Here is a 19,975-nt window from a genome sequence, read left to right on the forward strand (position 1 = left end):
CCGACCTGGGGGATGGGGCTGGAGGCGTCTGGGTCTGAGACGAAGGCGCTGTCTGGCGTGGGGTAGGAGACGGGGTGGAGGTCGGGGTCGGACGCGAAGGGGCCAGCTGGGGTGCGACAGGCCTGGTCGTCGTCTCGGATGGGGCCGCCACAAGCCGCGTCGCAGCAGGCGGTGTTGTAGCCGGCGGCGCGGCCGTTGCTGCAGGCGCGGCGGGCCTCACCGCCGAAGGCGGCGTGCTGTTCAGATCGCGCGTCAAGGACGCGGAAGCAGGGGTAGCGGCTTGCGCTGACGGAGCCGCGTTCTGGCTCTGGGCCACGGGAGGGGGCGCCGGCGCCGTGGGCTCGACCGGCGTGGGCTGCTGAACCGGCGACGCAGGCTTGAAGGGCGGCCCGCTGTTGAGGTCGCGCGTCAGATCCGAGGTCGAACGCTGGCTTGACGTGTCCTGCCCGGACAGGAGGATGGCGGCTAAGGCGATGACGAACATGCCGGGACCATTACGCGGCGCAGGTGGAACCGCAAGGGCGGTCAGGCGTGCGGTAAGGTCAGCCAGAAGATCGCGCCCTGACCCGGCGCTGAAACCACCCCAATGGAGCCGTCCTGAAGTTCAACAAGCCGCTTTGCGATCGCAAGCCCCACCCCATGCCCTTCGATGCCGGAACGCTCCAGACCGAGTCGGTTGAACGGCTCGAAGAGCTGCGCCTGCTTTTCCAGGGACAAGCCGGGCCCAAAATCAATGACCTCGATCCGCACATGATCTTCCGCGCTCAACGCCCTCAGCACGACTCGACCGCCGGAGCCCCCGTACTTGAGGGCGTTGGTGGTGAGGTTGTCGATCACTTGCATTAGCCGCTGAGAATCCGCGATCGCGATTAGCCCCTCGCCCTCGCACACAACTTGCAGATCAATCGCTTGAGCTTCCGGCCGAATTCTAGCCGAAAGTCGGACGTCTTCGAGCAGGCCAGCTACGTCTGTCGGTCGCAAATCGACCTTGATCGCGCCGGATTCCGCCCGCGCCAGATCAAGCAGGTCGTGGGCCAAGGTCTCGACCTGCCGCGCCGTCTTGACCAGCATGTCCGCCATTTCTGTCTGCTGAGGCGTGACGGGACCGAGTTGGCCGGTCGACCAAAGATTGCCGATCCCGATGACGCCGGCGACGGGGCTCTTGATCTCGTGTGCGACATTGGCCAGCAGCCGCGACTTGGATTCCGACGCTCGTTCTGCACGAATCTGACCCGTGCGGGCGCGATCGGCGAAGCGGTCGCGTTCTTCCAGCAGAGCCGCGACCAGAAGAATGGGCATGTATCCGGCCAGGACTTGAATCTGCGCCATCATAACCAGCTGAGTGCGGGTCATGTCGTCAGCCTGAGGGCCGTAACCCAACATGGCTCCGCCGACCGAGAGGACAGTGACCACCAAAAGGCTGAAAGCCGTTCCCGCGACCCCCGTCCGGACAGCCACGCAGAGCAACAGGGGAATCATGACGACGCCCACAGCTGACAGCCCTGAAAGCCCTATGTACTGAACAACCAGCACCCCGGCTAACAAGACGGCCGCTTCCAAAATCGCGCCAGGGCGGCTGAAACGGGACAAGGTCGATGGGGTAAGCGCCAGCCCGAGCGTGCCGATTACGGCCAGACCCAGGGCGTGACCAAACCACCAGGTCTTAAAGGTTTCGAAGACGTCGCCCGATCCGAACGGTGCGAGGACCGCAGCAGCGAACAAGCCGGCAGGAATAGGCGACAGGACCGCGCCGAAGATCAAAAAACGCGCTGCGCCGCTCAGGCTGGACACGTCCAGGTTTGGAACGAAACGGCGGGCCAGCAGGATCGCGCCAATAATCTCCACCATGTTCGCCAAGGCGAGCATCACAGACAGCGCCGGCTTATACCCGGCGATCAGTTCTCCGATCAGGATGCTGATTGTCAGCACAACGGCGAAAGCGGTGTCGTGGCGTCGCCCCCATCCAGTGCGCAGCCAAACGGCGACGGCCACCCCGCACACCCCCCAAAGGCCCGTGATAAGATCCAGGCTGCGCGCCCAGCCGATTGAGGTCGCTGCAAGAATTGCGATGCATACTCCAGTGATTACAGGAACCAAAGGATGCGCAAATACAGCCTCGCCCTTCCACTCTGGCGCCTGCATCCGCAAGGCTGCGCTCGGTGACGGCGTTAGCGGCTTGGCAGCATCTATGTCGAGCACGGGGCTCATGGTCATGCACGGTCTCGGCGCGGTTTGCTCGCACTATCAAAACATGCGGTTCCTAATATCCCCTGAAATATATGCGCCCACTAGGCTTTCAATCTAAGATTGAACATCTTAACCGCAGCTGCTGGACCGCTTTCATAAGTCCACACTCCCGCGCTCACCGCCACGAAGTCTGCGCCGGCCCGCGCTACCTCTTCCGCGGTTTCGACGGTGATGCCACCGATGGCGACGCAAGGGACCTCCACCGTTTCCTGCCAGACAGTAAGGATTTCCAGACCGGGTCGGTGCGCTGTTTCCTTGGTCCCGGTTGGATAGAAGGCGCCGAAGGCGACATAGTCGGCGCCGCCCTCGGCCGCGTCCCACGCGAGGTCGCGGTCGTCATGACAGGTGACGCCAATCATCGCGTCAGGCCCCATGATCCGACGCGCCTCGACCAGAGACCCGTCCTGTTGACCGATGTGAACGCCATCACAACTGGTGGCCCGAGCCAGATCGGGCCGGTCGTTCACCAGCACCGCCACGCCATGCCGGCGCGCGATCGGGGCCAGCCGTTCGACGGCGGCGACAATGGCGGCGTCATCTGCAGGCTTGAGCCTTATTTGCAGAGCTGCGACGTCGCCCGCGCCCAATGCCTCTTCAAGCATGGCGGCGAAGACGTCCAAATCAGGGATCGCGGGCGGCGTGATCAGATACAGTCGGCAGGGGGGACGAGCGGAAACAGCGGGGGGTCTGGCCATAGGCTGACTTCCCTCCCCTGCGACCATTCGTCAACGGCGCAATGACGGAACCGCCGTGCGAACGACTTGCAATCACCCTAAGGACTGCTATAGCGAACCATTCTCAGTCGGTGAGTTCGAGATTCTCGTGTACGTTTGCAACTGCAATGGCCTTCGCCAGCGTGACGTCGCCCAGGCCATCGAGGCCGGCGCTTGCAGACCGCGCGAAATCTTCGCCCGTCACCAGTGTCAGCCGCAGTGCGCCAAGTGCGTTTGCGAAATGCGCCAGATGATTCAGGACAGCCGCGAAGCCTTCGCAATCGCGGCTGAATAGGCCAACGGCTTTAGCACCTGGAAATCACTCGCACTATCAATGCGGTGATAAAAACTCGCAAATAAACAATGCGGGTTTTACTGTGGTATCGCAGAGCTCGAAGGACGGCGAAGGCGCCGCCGAGAGACCAAGGACCATGGCCATGAAGGGCGATCCCGCGATCCTCCGCACCCTAAACGCGGTGCTGACCAACGAACTGACGGCGGTGAATCAGTATTTCCTGCACGCCCGCATGTTTGAAAGCTGGGGCCTGGCCCACCTCGGGCACGTGATCTACGAAGAATCGATCGGCGAGATGAAACACGCCGACATGCTGATAAAGCGCATCCTGTTTCTGGACGGCCTGCCCAATCTGCAGGATTTGCACAAGCTGAAGGTCGGCGAGCATCCGATCGAATGCCTGGGCGCCGACCTGCAACTGGAGCTCGACAGCCGAACCACCACCGCCGCCGCCGTGACCCAGTGCGAAGAGGCCCGCGACTACGTCAGCCGCGACCTGCTGATGAAGATCCTGGCCGACACCGAGGAGCATATCGACTTCCTCGAGAACCAGCACAAGCTGATCGAACTTATGGGCGCGCAGAACTATCTCCAGTCGGCCATGAAGGAAATCGTCACCGACAGCGCCGCCACCGGCGGCTGATCCATCCTCAGCCCTCGCGGCGGGCTAGGTGGATCACCGCCGCCGCGAGCACGACCAAGCCTAGACCGCCGCCCAGCATCAAAGCCGTCTGAACCCGCCACGCCTCCGTCGCGAGGATGTTCACCGGCATCTGCCAAGGCATGAAGACGCCCTGTTTCGCCGACGTGGCCACCACGGCGAAGAAGGTTCCGCCTATACCCAGCACCAGTCCGGGCACGAAACTGGCGAAGCGGATCGCTGTCCAAAACTGCAGGGCGATCATCAGAACGGCTGCAAGGGCCATCTGGGCCAGGACCCAGGCGTGGGCGGCGAGATCAAGTCGGCCGACCGCCGCCGCATCCGGCTTGACGAGGCCGCCGACGGCCACCGCCCCTATTGTCATGGCCAGCACCGCCGCGCTCATGATCACCACCAAGCCGATCACGCAGATGGCTTTAGACGCATAGAGGGTCCAGCGCGGAACCGGCAGGGCGCGCAAGTGGTCCCAACTGCGGGGCCCGTGCTCCATGTGAGCGACCAGGGCGGTGAGGGCTGTGACGCACATAGGCAGCATGAAATAGGCCCAGATCGCCGTGCCACTGCCGATCCACATCGACCATTCTGACGGCTTCTCGGACCGCAGCACCATGGCGAAGGCGAAGATTGCGATCAGCGTGGGGGCGGCGGCGGCCAGCAGCAGGGCCAGGGAACGGTTCAACTTGCGGACTTCGACGGAAAGGACGGCGAGCATCAGACGGTCTCCTGACGATGGGACGCGATGGCGGAGGCGGCGCGATAGATCCCCTCCAGGGAACGGGCGCGCGGCGCGATGGCGAAGACCGACACACCGGCCTCGATCAGATCGCGGTTTAGGGCCGCGGAGACGATGTCATGGTCGTCGCCGGGCCGCAGCCGGGCCACCAGACCCTCGGCGTCTTCGACCAAAGTCAGATCCCGGCCGCGCAGAACGGCGCGAGCCCGGTCGGCGTCGTCGACCCTCAGACCGATCTCGGGCGCCAGTTCGGCCTTCAGACGCGCCAGTTCACCTTCCAAGACCAGCCGCCCCTCGTGGATGATGCCGACGTGACTGGCGGTCTGCTCAATTTCACCCAACAGGTGGCTGGACAGGAGCACCGTCGCCCCCGCCCGTTCCGGCAGAGCACGCAGGAAGCGCCGCATGTCGGCGATCCCGTCCGGATCGAGGCCGTTGGTCGGCTCGTCCAGCATCAACACCGGAGGCGCCCCCAGCATGGCTCGAGCGATCCCCAGCCTCTGGCGCATGCCCAGCGAATAGTCGGACACCCGGCGACCGCCGTCGCGCAGCATATCGACCACCTCGAGCACCCGGTCGATCTCGGTCGCAGGCAGACCCAGCATACGCCGCGTCAGGTCCAAATTCTCTCGGCCCGTCAGATGGACATAGAAGCCGTGCGCCTCCAGCAGGGCGCCGATCGTGCGCGCCGCGCCAATCCGGTCTCGCACCACATCAACGCCGCAGACCCGCGCCCCGCCCGAGGTCGGACGAAGCAGGCCGATCAGCATCTTCATCGTGGTGGTCTTGCCGGCGCCGTTTCGCCCCAGGAAGCCGTAGACGGCCCGGTCCGGCACACACATGGACACCGCGTCCACCACCCGCCGACGCCCGAAGATTCGCGTCAGCCCCTCCGTCTCGATCGCCGCCATATCGCCGCCCTCATATTTAACTCTCAGATAAAGTTGCGAGCGACAGATTTTTAAGTCAAGATTAAAGACAAGACAGGTTTCTATCCCCGGACAGACCCATGGCCGCCGACGATCTCGCCCGTTTCCGCCACATGTGCCGCCAGTTCCGCCGGCTCGCGATCTTCATGGTTTGCAGCGTGGGCGCGATCTTGGCGCTGATGTATGTGATCGTGCCGACGGTGTTTGTGGTGCGCGGAGAACACAGAGATCTCACGCTACTGGTTCGGGAGATCGTCTGGGCCTCGCCTTCGCTCCTCTACCTATTCGCCGTCTGGTCGATCGGGTCGGCGCTGGGTCAATTGGCCAGGGGGCGGTTGATCCAGCCGACCCTGTCGTCGGCGCTGCGTCGGGTGGGACTGGCGCTGGGCTTCGGCGGGGTGCTCAGCGTCTTCGGCGTCACCAATTTGATGCGGCTTCTGGGCGACGAACGGAGCAGTTGGGCCTATTTCGATGTGGCGGGAATGACCCTGGGCATGATCGGCGGCGCCCTTTTCCTGCTCGGTCGGGTTCTCGATCAGGCGACTCGACTACAGGCCGAGATGGACGAGATGATCTGAATGCCGGTTCGCGTGACCCTGAACGATCTGATGGTGCGTAAAGGCCTGAAGGCGCGCGATGTCGCCGCCCAGGTGGGCCTCAGCGAGACGCAGTTCTCGCTGTTCCGGTCCGGCAAGGTGAAGGGCATAAGGTTCAGCACCCTGGCGCGGCTGTGCGCGGTGCTGGAGTGCCGGCCCGGCGACCTGCTGGACTATGATTTCGATCCGCGCGAGACAGAACCGGTCGAGCCAGACGAAGTGTGACGGAACCGCGTCCGGCGCCGCCCATTTGATTCCGGCGGGCAAGCTGGAGTGGACCATGACTGATATCGACGACGCCATCGACGACGTGCGGGACGCCGCCGTGGACCTGCTGAACAGCGAGGGGCGGAGCGCGGGACATGTTGCGATGGGCGTGGCGCTGACCGTAGGCTTCGCCCTGTTGGCGACCGGCATCGCGTCGGGCGCCTTGACGCCGAAGCGCAAGCTGAAACATGTCCGCAACAAGGACTTGCCGATCACCGAGAAGCCGCACGGGGCCTTCAGTCTGATCCTGCCGGCGGTGTTCTCGGCCACCACCCTGTCGGCTGTACGGGTCTGGAATGCGCCGCCGCAGCGTGAGCGGACGACGGCCATGGGCCTGTGGGTCGCGGCCCAGACCGTCAACGCCATCTGGCTGGGCCTGCGCCCCTCGTCGATGTGGAAACAGGTGGCGGCGGCTATGTCCTCGGCGGGACTGGCGGCCGCGTTCGCCCATGAGGCGCGCAAGCTGGACGAGGGGGCGGGCAAGATGGCCGCACCGACTGGCGGCGGCGTAAGGCTGGGCAACTTCCTGCACCGCAAGGTGGACCAGGCGTCGGGCGAACGCACCCTGCACTAGGCCCGCCTTGCCCTTTGCCGGGGCTTCCTCTAGGGATCGCGCCCTATTCGCCACGCCCCAACCGGACGCGTGGGCGCAACTCCATTCCCGATGTGACCCCATGAAGATCAACGGCAACACCATCAAGCCCGGCATGGTCCTGCAGCACAATGGCGGCCTGTGGGTCGTCACCAAGGCCAGCCACGTCAAGCCCGGCAAGGGCGGCGCCTTCGCCAACGTCGAAGCCAAGAACCTCGAGACCGGCAACAAGCTGAACGAACGCTTCCGGTCGGAAGACAAGGTCGAGCGCGTGACGCTGGAGCAGAAGGACTTCTCCTATCTGTTCGACAACGGCGACAGCCTGGTCTTCATGGACGACGCCACCTACGAACAGATCGAGCTGCAAAAGGACTGGGTCGGCGAGGACCGTATTCCCTATCTGCAAGAGGGCATGAAGGTCATCATCGAGATGCACGAAGAGCGTCCGATCGGCCTGGAGCTGCCGGATCAGGTCGTGCTGGAAGTCGCCGAGACCGAGCCGACCGTGAAGGGTCAGACGGCCTCGTCCTCCTATAAGCCCGCCATCGCCTCGAACGGCGTGCGGATCATGATCCCGCCTTACATGTCGGCGGGTGAGCGCATCATCGTCGACACGACCAGCGGCGAATACGTCCGCCGCGCCGACTAAGACCCACCAAGGCCGGCCCTGGTCCAGGGTCGGTTCCCTTCTTGAACTTCTCCGCATGTCCGGGCCCCACAGAAGGGGCCTTTTCAGGACATGCGGACCAGGAGATCCGCCGATGGCCCTCGCTTCCGCCCTGCTCCAAGTCATGCTCGACGCGGTGCGCAAGACCGCCCGCCCCATGCTGCGCGACTTCGGTGAAGTCTCCCAGCTTCAGGTGTCGAGGAAGGGGCCCGGCGACTTCGTCACGGCGGCCGATCTGAAGGCCGAAGACACCCTGTACGAACTGCTGATGAAGGCCCGCCCCGGCTATGGCTTCCTGGGCGAGGAACGCGGCATGATCGAGGGAACGGACAAGTCCCACACCTGGATCGTCGATCCGATCGACGGCACGACCAACTTCATGCACGCCATGCCCCACTTCGCCATCACGGTGGGGCTGGAGCGGCGCGCGCCCGACGGGTCGAGCGAGATCGTCGCGGGGGTGACCTACAACCCCGTCATGAACGAGCTGTTCTGGGCCGAGAAGGGCAAGGGCTGCTATCTGAACGACCAGCGGATCCGCGTCGCCGGTCGGCGCGACCTGTCGGAGAGCCTGATCGCCACCGGCCTGCCCTTCATCGGCAAGTCGGGCCACGCCCAGGCCATCAAGGACATCCACGCCATCGGCCAGCGCGTCGCCGGCATCCGCCGCCTGGGCTCGGCCGCCCTGGACTTCGCCTGGGTCGCGGCCGGCCGCTATGACGCCTTCTATGAGCGCGGCCTGAAGCCCTGGGACGTGGCGGCGGGCATCCTGTTCGTCACCGAGGCCGGGGGGTCGGTGACGACCATCGAGGCGGACGGCGATCCCAAGACGGGCGTGTCGATCCTGGCCAGCAACAGCGAGCTCCATCCGCAGCTGCGCAAGGTGCTTCAGGCGTCCTGAGGCCGTACAGCCGCCTCTCCCTCCCCGACCGGGGAGGGGCGTCGCGAAGCGACGGGGTGGGGACGGCAAGGCCAGGGCGCACGGACTGAGGCGATCAGGTCTGTGGGACGTCGCTCGGCCCGGCCCACCCGGCTCCGCTGCGCTTCGCCCCCCTCCCCCGCAGGGGGAGGGAGAAACGCCGTCGTCATTCGCTTGTCGCGCGGCCGCCCTATCCAAGGGGCATGATCCGCGCCATCGTCACCGCCCTTGTCCTGCTGACCGGAACGCCTGCCGTGGCCCAGCCGCTGATCATCGCCCATCGCGGGGCCTCGGGCGAACGGCCGGAGCATACGGGGGCGGCCTATGAACTGGCGATCGAACAGGGGGCCGATGTGATCGAGCCGGACCTGGTGCTGTCGAAGGACGGGGTCTTCATCGACCGGCACGAGAACGAGATCGGCGGCACGACCGATGTGGGCGAGCGACCGGAGTTCGCGGATCGCAAGACCACCAAGACCATCGACGGCGTCGCGACCACGGGGTGGTTCACCGAGGACTTCACCCTGGCCGAGCTGAAGACGCTGCGGGCCAAGGAGCGGCTGCCCGCCTTCAGGCCCGGCAGCGCCGCCTATGACGGGCAAGAGGCGATCCTGACCTTCGACGAGGTGGTCGCCATCGCCCGCGAGGCCTCGGTGCGGACCGGGCGGACCATCGCGGTGGCGCCCGAGTTGAAGCATCCGACCTATTTCGCCGGGATCGGCCTGCCGATGGAGGACGGGTTCGTCGCCGAACTGGAGCGGCTGGGGCTGACCGGCGCCGACGCCCCGATCATCGTCCAGTGTTTCGAGGTGGGGCCGCTGGAGCGGTTGGCGACGCGGATCGACGCGCCCCTGGCTCAGTTGGTCAGCAGCACGGGCGGCCCGGCGGACCGGCCGGACGTGACCTATGCCCAGATGATCACGCCGCAGGGCCTGAAGGCCATGGCCGGCTATGCCGACTGGGTCGCGCCCGAGATGACCCTGGTCCTGCCGCGTGACGCCGAGGGCCGCACGACCGCGCCCAGCGCCCTGGTCGCGGAGGCCCATGCGGCGGGGCTGAAGGTGGTGATCTGGACCCTGAGGGCCGAGAACGCCTTCCTGCCCGTCGAGCGGCGGCGGGGCGAAGGTCTTGCGGAGCACGGCGACATGGCGGGATACGCCGCCGCCTTCGCCGAGGCCGGCGTGGACGCGATGTTCAGCGACTTTCCGGCCCTGGCGCGACAGGGGGCGGCTGAGGAATAGACTCAATCCACTGCGAAAAAAATGAGTCTATTTTCGTCCATTCTTCGCGGGCGCGATGGAATTGCACAGGCCGGAAAAAGCGGTGCAATGTGCAAAAGAGTGCAATTTTCAGGCGGCGCGGGACTGAGCGGGGATTTGGTTTTCAAAGACCGTGCCGACAGTATCTCACGGTTTTGGGGCGTGCTGACTTGAGCGGCGTTTTCGGACGCCAAGACATTGAAAAGTCAGTTATTCGACGGAAAAATTGGGAGCGCTGGCGGGTTGGACCTCCCCTTCCCCCGTCATCCTCGGGTCAAGCCCTGAAATGAGGGGGATAGACCGCTACCGACAAAGCCGGTCGCTGGCGCAGAAGGCGGACATCCCGAAGGTCGGTTTGGGGTGGAAAGCGGAACTAGCGTGGCCTCAGGTTTTTCGCGAAGTCGGCGACGACACACGAGGAACTAGACTCGCAGAAGCCAGTCAGCCTGACATGGGGGGACGGGCTTCCCAAGAAGTGCATCTCTACCGCAGCCCCTGGCACATCGCCTTGTATCGTTGAAGGGATAAACCTTGCGTCCTTGTTGATAGCTAGCGGGAGCGGCGTTCCGTTGGCGCTTTTGGCGACAGATCCCCCTCCCAGCGGCCAGTCTTGCTCATTTGTCTCCGCGATGATGATCCCGGTGCCGTCGCCGGGAAGAGCCACGTAAATGAACGTCCCATTGTAGGCTTGGACATCTGCAAACGTCAGTCCATCCGGCAGGCAAAAGTTTACGCCGCAAGAGGCTGTCGGTTCAGCAGGCTGACAGCCAGCCGTCAGGAAAAATACGAACGCGCCAATACCGACCTTTGCCTTCGCCATATGAAGACCTTTCCACCGAGTCCGGTACGTCCTCAATGGGTCGGTTTGCAAAATAGGCATGGCTTCCCACAACGGAAGTTGGCCTGTGCGCCGGCGAGTGGACGCCCTTAAGTTCAGCTAGGGGTGGGAAGCGGACAGAAAAGCCTGGCCGTCTACTGGCCCAATCTTCGATCCGATGTTCAGAATGGATGGGGCGCCCGATAGAGCATCTCGACCCGCGCGAGAGCTCCGGCGCCATCGAGAATTACCTCTACATCCCATAGCAATGCGCCAGGACCGTTCGGCAGCAGCGTTAGCCTATATGGGTTCCAGTTGCTGTTAGGCGCCGGCAGACGTTCGGCTTCGAAAGGGTTATCAAAGTCGACCGCGAGAAAAGCGTCGCGTGGGGATGTCGCGATCATGGGGTACGACGCCGGGGCGCCGGACAAGAGCTCGAAGCTTACACCCTTGTCTTCCCTCAACGCCTGCTGAGCTGCCTTGAGCAGCACGGCCAACTCACTCACGTCACCGGCCGTGAGACCGTTGAGCCGCGTCTGATAGTGGGCTTGCCTCTGCGTGGTCGCGTCTTGAGCAATAGCCGGGATAGAGGTCAGCCCCAGAAATGCGACCGCGGCTGTTAGCACGGGACGAGCGGCGGGCATGGCGACTCCTTGAATTGAGTTGGGCACCGAGACTTTGGCCGACTTTAGTGTCAGCAATGGGTCGATTTGCGAAGTTGGCTCACTTCCCGAAAGCGGACATCGGTTGCCATTGCCAGGAGCGGACGTTGCGGACTTCCGATAGGGTGGGAAGCGGTCGTTTAGACTTTCACCCGGAAGGGGTGGTCTGGGTTGTCACGGATAAAAGCCGCTACCTCCGTCAGCCGCTCTGGATAGGGGACCACCGCCCTCCAACCTTCATGGTTGATGAAGCGATACCCGGCACCCCACAAGGAGTTAACCTTGTTCCACTGCTCCTTGTCGGTCTTCTTCGGCGCTTTGAAAGCGCGACCCATCCAGTGCAACGGATCTCCACACTCTGGGCACTTCGCGTTAGAGCGCTCAGCGAGCTTCCAAGACTTGCGGCACGCAAAGCAAGCATGGGGCCAATGGTATGGGGCAGACATAGGATGAGTATGTAGGCTGTCTAGAATGTCAGCAACGGGTGGTTAGCGCGCATCGGAGCTCGGTGCGTGGGGCGATTCTAATCGGCTACGGGGCCTACCAGCCGGGGAGTGACGAACTCCGGTCCACACCGATCAAAGCGTTCAGGATGATCGGAGAAAAGTGAGAGCGAGCTGTCCTCAACCAGGAAAGCGAAATCGGTTATGGCATCGGGCACATACGCGTAGCCGCAGACCACGCCATTTGCTGAAATCTCTTGGCGGACGGTGACCCTGTCCCCGTAGTAGCGGGCCAATGTCGCGCGAGACTTCGGCTCTGAGATTGTCGCCGCTCGCTCACATCCTGCGAGTGTGAAAACGATCAGTAAATTGGCTAGCAAAGTGCCGTTGCTTGGCTTCATTTCGGCCTCCCACATTCCGAAGAGTTTGGGTCTGCCAGCAAAGGTCCGCAACGGGTCGAAAGCGCGCCTTGGCTTCTGACCGACAAGCGGACGTTCAGATTGCCGCCGCCAGCCATTGTCGGTTCCGGTGAATACCCCGCCCGAGGATGAAGGAGGGTGCGAGGAAGACGGAAGGCGACGGCGGGACCGAGGACGGAAGGTGGAAGCCTCAACCGGCCCTGAACTGAAGTTCCGCCAGACGCGCATAGAGCCCGCCCTTCGCCACCAGTTGGTCGTGCGTCCCCTCCTCCACCACGCGGCCGTCGTCCATGACGACGATGCGGTCGGCGCGGAGGACCGTGGCCAGGCGGTGGGCGATGACCAGGGTGGTGCGTTCTTCCATGGCCTGGTCGAGGGCGATCTGGACCAGGCGTTCGCTTTCGGCGTCCAGGGCGCTGGTGGCCTCGTCCAGCAGCAGGATGGGGGCGTCGCGGACCAGGGCCCGGGCGATGGCCAGACGCTGGCGCTGGCCGCCCGACAGGCTCTTGCCGCGTTCGCCCAGCGGGGTGTCGAAGCCTTCCGGCAGGGCGTCGATGAAGCCCAGGGCCTGGGCCTTGTCGGCGACGGCGCGGGCCTCATCCAGGGTGGCGGTCTCGCGGCCGAAGCGGATGTTTTCCAATGCCGAGCCCGAGAACAGCGGCGTCTCCTGCGACACCCAGGCGAACCGGTCGCGCACGGCGACGGGATCGGCCTGGCGCACATCGACGCCGTCGACCGAGACCACGCCGGTCTGGGGATCATAGAAGCGCAGCAGAAGACGGAAGACGGTCGACTTGCCGGCGCCGGACGGACCGACCAGGGCGACGGTCTCGCCCGGCCGCACGGTCAGGCTGAACCCCTTCAGGGCCGGCAGGTCAGGACGGCCGGGATAGGAGAAGCCGACGGCGGACATGGACACCTCGCCGCGCGGCGGCGACGGCAGGGGCGTGGGCTGGGCCGGGGGGGCGATGTCCGGGGTGGCCCGCATCAGTTCCTCGATCCGCTCCATGGCGCCGGCGGCCTTTTGCACATCGCCCCAGCTTTCGCCCAGGGCGCCCACGGCGCCGGCGGCGAACACTGACAGCAGCACGAACTGAAGAAGGGCGCCCGGCGACATCGTCCCGGCGACCACGTCCTGGGCCCCCAGCCACAGCACCAGGGTGACGCCGCCGAACATGACGATGATGATCAGGGCGGTCATCCAGGCCCGCGCCCGCATCCGAGTGAGCGAAGCGGAGAAGGCGTCCTCGACCGCCGCGCCGAAGCGGGCGATGGCGCTGCGTTCCCGGCCGAAGGCCTGGACCGTCTCGATGGCGTCCACGCTCTCGCCGGCGAAACCAACAGCGTTGGCGAACCGGTCCTGGGAGGCGACGGTCAGTTTGCGCACCCGGCGGCCGAAGATGAAGATCGGGCCCAGCAGGAAGGGCACGATCAGCAGGACGAAGCCCGTCAGTTTCGGACTGACGAAGAACAGCAGGATCACCCCGCCGATCAGGGTCAGGAAGTTGCGCAGCGCATAGGAGACCGAGGTGGTCATCAGGGTCTCGACCAGGGCGATGTCGGTGGTCAAACGCGACAGCACCTCGCCGGTGCGCATCTGGGCGTAGAAGGATGGGTCCAGGGTCAGGATGCGGCCGAACAGCCCCTTGCGCACATCGGCGATGACGCGCTCGCCCGTGCGAGTGACGTAGAAATAGCGGGCGGCGGTGGCCAGGCCCAGGAACAGGGCGTTGGCGCCCAGCAGCAGGAACCACAGGTTCAGATTGGCGCCCCCAGCCTCGAAGCCGTGATCGATGGCGCCGCGGGCGAGGACCGTCAGTCCGAGAGACGCGGTGGTGGACAGCAGCAGCCAGAAGACCGCCATCAGGGCATGACCCTTGTGGCGCAGGGCATAGGGAATCAGCCGGGCCAGGGGGCGAATGTCGCGGCGTTTGGCGCGTTTCTCGCCCGCCTCGGACATCTGCTCCATCAACAGGGCGCCGGCGCTGGGGCGGCCTTCAGCCGTTCCGACGCCGGAAGCGCGCCCCGGAACAGCGGCGGAACGGGCGGAGGCGGCGGTTTGATCGGTCATTGCGCCCGCCTCTTGCCCCGGAACGCCCCCCGGTGTAAACGCCCCGCTCTTTCCCGCTGAATCTTTCGGCGGGATTCTCAATTTCATGCGCAGCGACGGTCGGCATCGTCATCGCGCCAGAGACCGGACGACGACCATGAAAGCGGACACGCACCCCGATTACCACTTCATCAATGTGGTGATGACCGACGGCACTTCCTACCAGACCCGTTCGACCTACGGTAAGGAAGGCGACACGCTGAACCTGGACATCGACCCGACCACCCACCCGGCCTGGACCGGCGGCAACGCCCATCTGATGGACCGTGGCGGTCGCGTTTCGCGCTTCAACAACAAGTTCGCCGGCTTCATCAAGAAGTAAGCGCGTCCTGGCTGCGACACATCGCGGCAATCGGATCACGAAGAGCGCCGGTCGGATGACCGGCGCTTTTTGTTTGCCCGGAACGCCGGTAACGTAGACGGCGTTCGGATACGGCAGTACCGGCGTCGATTCACGGGGATCGACCCATCGAGAAGCGGACAGGTTATGAATAGACGGGAAATGGGTCTGGGCGTCGCGACGGCGGCCATGGCCCTCGCCTCAACAGCGCGCGCACAGCAGGTGACCGTGCAGCGCGGACCGCAGGCGACCGCCTTCTACAACAGTTTCAACGACCAGATTTCCCGCCTGCCCGAGACTCAGCAGGCCGATGTCCGCGCCTTCTATGAAATGAACGGCTGGCGGCCGGTGTGGAACGCCGAGCGGATGCGGGCGCTGAACGCCGTTGCGGGCCGGGCCGAGCGCCACGGCCTGTCGGGCGGGGACTATTTCGACTTCGTCGGCCTGGCCGCCGACCCCGCCTCGTCGGACCTGCGCGCCACCGCCGCGGCCCTGGCCTATGGCCGGATCCTGGCCGAGGGCAAGGTTCGGCCCGAGACGGTCGAAGACCTGTGGGAGATGCAGAAGAACCGGGTCGATCTGCCGCGCGGCATGAGCGACGCCCTGGCGCGCAATGTCCTGCTGGACTGGTTCGAGGGGCTGGCCCCGACCGACATCGGCTATCAGAACCTGTCGGCCGGCTATGTCCGCTATCGTCGTCTGGCGGCGCAGGGCGGCTGGCCGGCCTTCCCGGTCGGGCCTACCATCGAACCGAACATGAGCGATCGCCGCATTCCGGCGCTGATCGACCGACTGACGGCGGAAGGCGACCTGACGGCGGCGGACGGGGCGCGACTGAAGGCGCAGGGCCTGACCTATGGCGCCGAACTGCAACGGGCGGTCCAGGGCTTCCAGGTCCGGCACGGCCTGGGGGCCGACGGACGGATCGGAACGGGGACCCAGCGGTCGCTGTCGGCCTCGGCCGAGGATCGCGCCCGCCAGATCGCGCTGAACCTGGAACGCCGTCGCTGGCTGAAGCGCGACGTCGCGCCGGAGCGGATCGAGGTCAACACCGCCGCCGCCATCATGGTCTACTGGAAGGACGGCAAGCCGGTCCACTCCAACCGGGTCGTGGTCGGATCGGCGGAGAACCAGACCCCCAGCCTGGAGAAGCCCTTCGCCTCGGTGGTCGCCAATCCGCCCTGGTATGTGCCGGCCGGAATCGCGCGTCGCGAGATCCTGCCCAAGGGGCCCGCCTATCTGGCCGCCAACGACATGTTCGTTCGGGACGGAACCGTGATTCAACGCGCGGGGCCCAAGTCGGCCCTGGGCTATGTGAAGTTCGAACTGCGCGACAGCTACGCCATCTTCCTGCACGACACGCCGTCGAAGGCGGCCTTCAATCTGTCGATGCGTCAGCGCAGCCACGGCTGCGTGCGGGTGCAGAACGCGGTCGAGTTCGCGCGGCTGCTGCTGTCGCCCGACCCCGTCAAACTGTCCGAGTTCGACACGGCCCAGGACAGCCGCGAGACCACGCGGGTGACGACGGGCCGGGAGATCACCGTGCGGCTGCTGTACTGGACGGCCTTCGTCGACGGTCAAGGCCGGGTGGCGTTCCGCGAAGACGTCTATGGCCGGGACGACAAGCTGGCCCAGGCCCTGGGCATCGCCGTCAGCCTGCCCAAGCCGGTGGACGACGGCCGCCGCGACGCCAACGACGTCGGGCCGTAGGGCAACAATCCTTCCCTCCCCCTGCGGGAGGGAGGGAGAAATGGTTGGCTTCAGATCTTGAACGCGGCTTCCAGCAGGCCGTGCTGGCTGAGCACCGGGTTCTGCGGCTGCTCCTCCTGGGCGTCCAGGTACATGCGGCGGTCGAGGTACAGGGTGCGGTCGAACAGTTTCTCGGACCGGACCAGATATTCGACCAGGGCGATCGGCAGTTCGGCGTGGCTGGGCTCGCTCTCGATCTTGCGGTCATTGAGGCGATAGCGCGGCTCGCAGGCGGCTTCCGGCGTCATGTCGTCCTCGCGCACGGCCCGCTGGACCAGCAGCCAGGAGGCGATCTGCATCAGGCGCGTCGTCAGCTTCATGCTCTCGGCCGCATAGGCCAGGGCGGCGCTGCGCGACAGCATCTTGGAGTCGCGGCGGCCTTCGCCGTCCAGATAGGCGGCCGTATCCTCGACAAGGTCCATGCCCTCGCGGAAGGTGCGGTCGAACAGCTCCGAGCGGGAAAAGTCCCGAACAACGCGGGCCCGGTCTGGCGTGGAGCCCGTGCTCTGGTTGTCGCTCAGGGTCATGGTGGACATCATCATGAGAATTGGACGCTCGTTACGACTTTGGGCCAAGACGCGGCCTTTGTCGTGCCGACTGCAACCGTCATGCCATGGATTTGGCGCGGGCGCGATTCATGAGCGGAAGTTGAACAGGGCGTCAGCGGCGCTCTTCTTGGCCGTCTTGGAGTCTATGGCGGCGCGGGCGCGACGGATTTCATCGTCCAGAGCCTGAATCCGTTCCTGCAGATCCTCGATCGAATAGGCGTCCAGATCTTCGCGGCCCAGGGCGTTCAGGGCGTCTCCGCGCCGGGGGCGGGGCTCGAGGTCCTCGAACATCGTCGTCGCCTTTCTGCGTCTAGTCATGGCCGCACGCGGCCGGGACGCCTATCTGAACGCCCGGATACGGACGATTGCAAGCGGAGGCGACATGCGGGTCATCGAGATCGAGGGCGGTTCAGGACCGGCCGAGGCGCTGCGGATCGCAGAACGGCCCGACCCCGCAGCCGGCGCCGGCCGGGTGACGATTCGGGTTCACGCGGCGGGGATCAACCGGCCCGACCTGTTGCAACGAAACGGTGGATACCCCCCGCCGCCGGGGGCGTCAGACATTCTGGGGCTGGAAGTCGCCGGCGAGATCGAGGCGGTGGGCGAAGGCGTGGGGCGCTGGGCCGTCGGCGACCGGGTCTGCGCCCTGCTGGGCGGGGGCGGTTATGCCGAGCGGGTCGTGGTGGACGCCCGGCATGTGCTGCCGATCCCGGACGGTCTGGACTATGCCCAGGCGGCGGTCCTGCCCGAGACGGTCTTCACCGTCTTCGCCAATGTGTTCGAGGCGGGCGGGCTGAAAGCCGGTCAGACCCTGCTGATCCACGGAGCGACCAGCGGCATCGGGGTGACCGCGATCCAGATGGCCAAGGCCGCAGGGGCCAAGGTGATCGCCACCTCGCGCGGGGCCGACAAGGCCGCGGCCGCCAAGGCCCTGGGCGCCGACGTCAGCCTGGACGCCAAGACGGACGATCTGGCCGCCGCCATCGCCGAGGCGGGCGGCGCCGACGTTCTGCTGGACATGGTGGGGCGCGACTACGCTGATCTGAACCTGAAGGCGCTGAACCCCGGCGGGCGATGGGTGGTCATCGCCTCGCTGTCGGGATCGAAGGTCGAGGTCGATCTGATGCGGATCATGCTGAAGCGGCTGGTGCTGACCGGCTCGACGCTTCGCAGCCGCCCGGCGGACGAGAAGGCCCGGCTGACCGCCGCCGTGGAGGCGACGGTCTGGCCTTGGGTGGCGTCAGGCGCGGTCAGGCCGCCGGTGCAGGCGACCTTCCCGCTGGGGCGCGCCGCAGACGCGCATCGCGCGCTGGAGGCGGGCGACCACGTCGGCAAGTTCGTGCTGACGGCCTAGTAGCGGCCGCCGCCCCGCACCGGACGCAACGACGAGATATTGTCGTTGAAGCCCGTGCTGTTCAGGTTGCGGGCGTCGCCGTCGATGATGCGGCAGCGACCGCCGAACTGGGCGTCCGTGCAGATCTCCCAACGACCGCGCACGCGGATCGAGCTGATCCGGTCGTTGAAGGGGGTGTTGCCCAGATTGCGGTCCTCGCTGGTGAACTCGCGCGAGGCGCCGCGATAGTTGGAATCCTCGTAGACGATGATCGAGGACCGACCACCGCCCCAACCGCCGTCGCCATTGCCGGACCCCCAACCGCCGCCGTTGCCTGGGCGTCCGGGCTGGCGGTCTTCATAGTCGCCGCGGAACCGGCCGCACACCAGCAGGCCGTTATCGTTGTTGATTTCCTCATCGCCGCAGCGCGCCAGCTCGATCGAGGTGCCGCGAATCTGGCCGCGCATATCGCGGCAGTCGGCGTAAAGCCGGCCCCGGTTCGTGTAGGCCTCGGTGCAGGACCGGGCGTAACCGCCGCGCGGCGCGACACGCTGAGCGGTGACGTCCTGGCCCGAAGCCAGGGCTGCGGCCATGGCGGCCCCAAGCAGAATGGACATGATGTTTCTCCTCTCCCAAAGGCGAAAGCCTCTATTAACGCGAAGGTTGCCGCAGCGCACATGAACCTTGGCTGTACGTGATTGTTCGGCGGCGTTTTCTTTTCAGGCGAATAGGCCTATATCGAAACCATAAGCGCCCGGTCGAAAGGCCGGGCGCCGTCGTATCCAACGCCAGCCGAACCCCTATTCGGCGGCCCCACCATTCCGGGACGAACGCCCCATGAGCGACATTCTGATGCCGAAGGCCACTGCGGTCTGGCTGGTCGACAACACCTCCCTCAGCTTCGAGCAGATCGCCGACTTCTGCGGCCTGCATCCGCTGGAAGTGCGCGGCATCGCCGACGGCGACGTGGCCCGCGACATCCGCGGCGTCGACCCCGTCACAGGCGGCCAACTGACCCGCGAGGAACTGGACAAGGCCCAGGCCGACGAGACCTATCGCCTGAAGGCCATCGTCAGCCGTCACGCCGAACTGATGAAGTCGGCCAAGCCTGCGCCCAAATACACCCCGGTCTCGCGTCGCCAGGACCGCCCGGACGCCATCGCCTGGTTCGTGCGCAACCACCCCGAGGTGACCGACGCCCAGATCGCCAAGATGCTGGGAACCACCAAATCCACCATTGAGAGCGTGCGTAACCGCACCCATTGGAACAGCGCCAACATCAAGCCGGTCGATCCCGTGACCCTGGGCCTGGTCGGTCAACTGGCGCTGGACGAGATCGTCAAGAAGGCCGCCGACAAGAAGACCAAGGACGACCTGAAGAAGGGCGGCGGCACCCTGCAGCCCGTCGAGGAGGTCGAGGCCGAACCCGAGTTCGTGCCGGAAGCCCGCCAGCGTCCCGGCGCGGAACCGACGGCGGAGTCGGTGTTCGGGACGAAGGACTGAGAATGAACATCTCCTCCCCGCCCTGCGGGGAGGGGGACCGCGAAGCGGTGGAGGGGCTCTGAAAGTCCCACTAACGTCTGCGATGCGGTGAAGAACCCCTCCGTCACGACGCGAAGTCGCGTCGGGCCACCTCCCCATCGCTACGCGATGGAGAGGAGACAGAATAAAAACGG

22 protein-coding genes are annotated in these 19,975 nt (G+C 65.4%); 12 read left to right on the top strand and 10 right to left on the bottom strand.

The features are described 5' to 3' along the window. Positions 1-525: 525 nt before the first annotated feature. Together PKE72_RS07415 and thiE are read right to left on the bottom strand one after the other, a co-directional pair. Positions 526-2,214 (bottom strand): sensor histidine kinase, encoded by a 1,689-nt coding sequence (locus tag PKE72_RS07415; RefSeq protein ID WP_271164741.1) that lies wholly within the window; start codon positions 2,212-2,214, stop codon positions 526-528. 74 nt (positions 2,215-2,288) lie between these two features. Continuing rightward, positions 2,289-2,942, bottom strand: coding sequence for a thiamine phosphate synthase (gene thiE / locus PKE72_RS07420; RefSeq protein WP_271164742.1), 654 nt, complete (start codon positions 2,940-2,942; stop codon positions 2,289-2,291). Between the two features lie 127 nt (positions 2,943-3,069). On the opposite strand from thiE, the gene PKE72_RS07425 reads away from it, so the two are divergent. Next, positions 3,070-3,255 (top strand): (2Fe-2S)-binding protein, encoded by a 186-nt coding sequence (locus tag PKE72_RS07425; RefSeq protein WP_271164884.1) that lies wholly within the window; start codon positions 3,070-3,072, stop codon positions 3,253-3,255. Positions 3,256-3,397: 142 nt separating this feature from the next. Continuing rightward, positions 3,398-3,898 (top strand): bacterioferritin, encoded by a 501-nt coding sequence (gene bfr / locus PKE72_RS07430; protein WP_271164743.1) that lies wholly within the window; start codon positions 3,398-3,400, stop codon positions 3,896-3,898. A 7-nt stretch (positions 3,899-3,905) separates the two neighbouring features. On the opposite strand, the gene PKE72_RS07435 is transcribed toward bfr, so the two are convergent. Further along, the gene (locus tag PKE72_RS07435; RefSeq protein WP_271164744.1) at positions 3,906-4,628 is read right to left on the bottom strand and encodes an ABC transporter permease; all 723 of its coding nucleotides are present in this window, start codon (positions 4,626-4,628) and stop codon (positions 3,906-3,908) included. Further along, positions 4,628-5,560 carry an ABC transporter ATP-binding protein gene (locus tag PKE72_RS07440; protein ID WP_271164745.1) on the bottom strand — a complete coding sequence of 311 codons (933 nt, stop codon included), beginning with the start codon at positions 5,558-5,560 and terminating at the stop codon, positions 4,628-4,630. The genes PKE72_RS07435 and PKE72_RS07440 overlap by 1 nt, the downstream gene beginning before the upstream one ends. A 98-nt stretch (positions 5,561-5,658) precedes the next feature. Between PKE72_RS07440 and PKE72_RS07445 the strand changes: the two genes are divergently transcribed. The 6 genes from PKE72_RS07445 (at position 5,659) to PKE72_RS07470 (ending at position 9,860) form a co-directional block, all read left to right on the top strand. Beyond that, on the top strand, positions 5,659-6,156 hold the full coding sequence (locus PKE72_RS07445; RefSeq protein ID WP_271164746.1) for a DUF2975 domain-containing protein: 498 nt from the start codon (positions 5,659-5,661) through the stop codon (positions 6,154-6,156). Next, entirely contained in the window at positions 6,157-6,399 is a 243-nt protein-coding gene (locus PKE72_RS07450) for a helix-turn-helix domain-containing protein (protein ID WP_054765434.1), read from the top strand. Positions 6,400-6,454: 55 nt separating this feature from the next. Then, on the top strand, positions 6,455-7,015 hold the full coding sequence (locus PKE72_RS07455) for a TspO/MBR family protein (protein WP_271164747.1): 561 nt from the start codon (positions 6,455-6,457) through the stop codon (positions 7,013-7,015). Between the two features lie 100 nt (positions 7,016-7,115). Beyond that, positions 7,116-7,682, top strand: a complete 567-nt coding sequence (gene efp / locus PKE72_RS07460; RefSeq protein ID WP_271164748.1) for an elongation factor P — start codon at positions 7,116-7,118, stop codon at positions 7,680-7,682. 112 nt (positions 7,683-7,794) lie between these two features. Beyond that, positions 7,795-8,601, top strand: coding sequence for an inositol monophosphatase family protein (locus tag PKE72_RS07465; protein WP_271164749.1), 807 nt, complete (start codon positions 7,795-7,797; stop codon positions 8,599-8,601). A 221-nt stretch (positions 8,602-8,822) separates the two neighbouring features. Continuing rightward, complete coding sequence (locus PKE72_RS07470) at positions 8,823-9,860, top strand: glycerophosphodiester phosphodiesterase (protein WP_271164750.1); 1,038 nt, start codon at positions 8,823-8,825, stop codon at positions 9,858-9,860. A 1,017-nt stretch (positions 9,861-10,877) separates the two neighbouring features. Here the strand turns inward: PKE72_RS07470 and PKE72_RS07475 are convergent. The 3 genes from PKE72_RS07475 to PKE72_RS07485 form a co-directional block, all read right to left on the bottom strand. After that, positions 10,878-11,339, bottom strand: a complete 462-nt coding sequence (locus PKE72_RS07475) for a hypothetical protein (RefSeq protein WP_271164751.1) — start codon at positions 11,337-11,339, stop codon at positions 10,878-10,880. Positions 11,340-11,880: 541 nt separating this feature from the next. Further along, positions 11,881-12,201 carry a hypothetical protein gene (locus tag PKE72_RS07480; RefSeq protein WP_271164752.1) on the bottom strand — a complete coding sequence of 107 codons (321 nt, stop codon included), beginning with the start codon at positions 12,199-12,201 and terminating at the stop codon, positions 11,881-11,883. 208 nt (positions 12,202-12,409) lie between these two features. Next, positions 12,410-14,290: an ABC transporter transmembrane domain-containing protein gene (locus PKE72_RS07485; RefSeq protein WP_271164753.1), complete on the bottom strand. Its 1,881-nt coding sequence runs from the start codon at positions 14,288-14,290 to the stop codon at positions 12,410-12,412. 136 nt (positions 14,291-14,426) lie between these two features. Here PKE72_RS07485 and rpmE point away from each other — a divergent pair, with 136 nt between their 5' ends. Together rpmE and PKE72_RS07495 are read left to right on the top strand one after the other, a co-directional pair. Then, a complete protein-coding gene (rpmE, locus tag PKE72_RS07490) occupies positions 14,427-14,651 on the top strand; it encodes a 50S ribosomal protein L31 (RefSeq protein WP_271164754.1) in 225 nt (74 codons plus the stop codon). A gap of 165 nt (positions 14,652-14,816) precedes the next feature. Continuing rightward, complete coding sequence (locus PKE72_RS07495; protein WP_271164755.1) at positions 14,817-16,379, top strand: L,D-transpeptidase family protein; 1,563 nt, start codon at positions 14,817-14,819, stop codon at positions 16,377-16,379. 50 nt (positions 16,380-16,429) lie between these two features. Here PKE72_RS07495 and rcdA read toward each other — a convergent pair whose 3' ends face one another. Together rcdA and PKE72_RS07505 are read right to left on the bottom strand one after the other, a co-directional pair. Further along, positions 16,430-16,945, bottom strand: a complete 516-nt coding sequence (rcdA, locus tag PKE72_RS07500; RefSeq protein ID WP_271164756.1) for a protease adaptor protein RcdA — start codon at positions 16,943-16,945, stop codon at positions 16,430-16,432. 108 nt (positions 16,946-17,053) lie between these two features. Continuing rightward, positions 17,054-17,284 carry a DUF1192 domain-containing protein gene (locus tag PKE72_RS07505; RefSeq protein ID WP_271164757.1) on the bottom strand — a complete coding sequence of 77 codons (231 nt, stop codon included), beginning with the start codon at positions 17,282-17,284 and terminating at the stop codon, positions 17,054-17,056. Positions 17,285-17,348: 64 nt separating this feature from the next. On the opposite strand from PKE72_RS07505, the gene PKE72_RS07510 reads away from it, so the two are divergent. Continuing rightward, positions 17,349-18,320: an NAD(P)H-quinone oxidoreductase gene (locus tag PKE72_RS07510; protein WP_271164885.1), complete on the top strand. Its 972-nt coding sequence runs from the start codon at positions 17,349-17,351 to the stop codon at positions 18,318-18,320. Here PKE72_RS07510 and PKE72_RS07515 read toward each other — a convergent pair. Then, complete coding sequence (locus PKE72_RS07515) at positions 18,317-18,916, bottom strand: beta/gamma crystallin-related protein (RefSeq protein ID WP_271164758.1); 600 nt, start codon at positions 18,914-18,916, stop codon at positions 18,317-18,319. The two genes, PKE72_RS07510 and PKE72_RS07515, sit on opposite strands and share 4 nt — an antisense overlap. Positions 18,917-19,136: 220 nt before the next feature. Between PKE72_RS07515 and PKE72_RS07520 the strand changes: the two genes are divergently transcribed. Then, complete coding sequence (locus PKE72_RS07520; protein ID WP_271164759.1) at positions 19,137-19,802, top strand: DUF1013 domain-containing protein; 666 nt, start codon at positions 19,137-19,139, stop codon at positions 19,800-19,802. Positions 19,803-19,975 lie beyond the last annotated feature (173 nt).

Origin of the sequence: Brevundimonas intermedia (assembly GCF_027922165.1) — a bacterium.
Lineage (GTDB): Bacteria > Pseudomonadota > Alphaproteobacteria > Caulobacterales > Caulobacteraceae > Brevundimonas > Brevundimonas intermedia.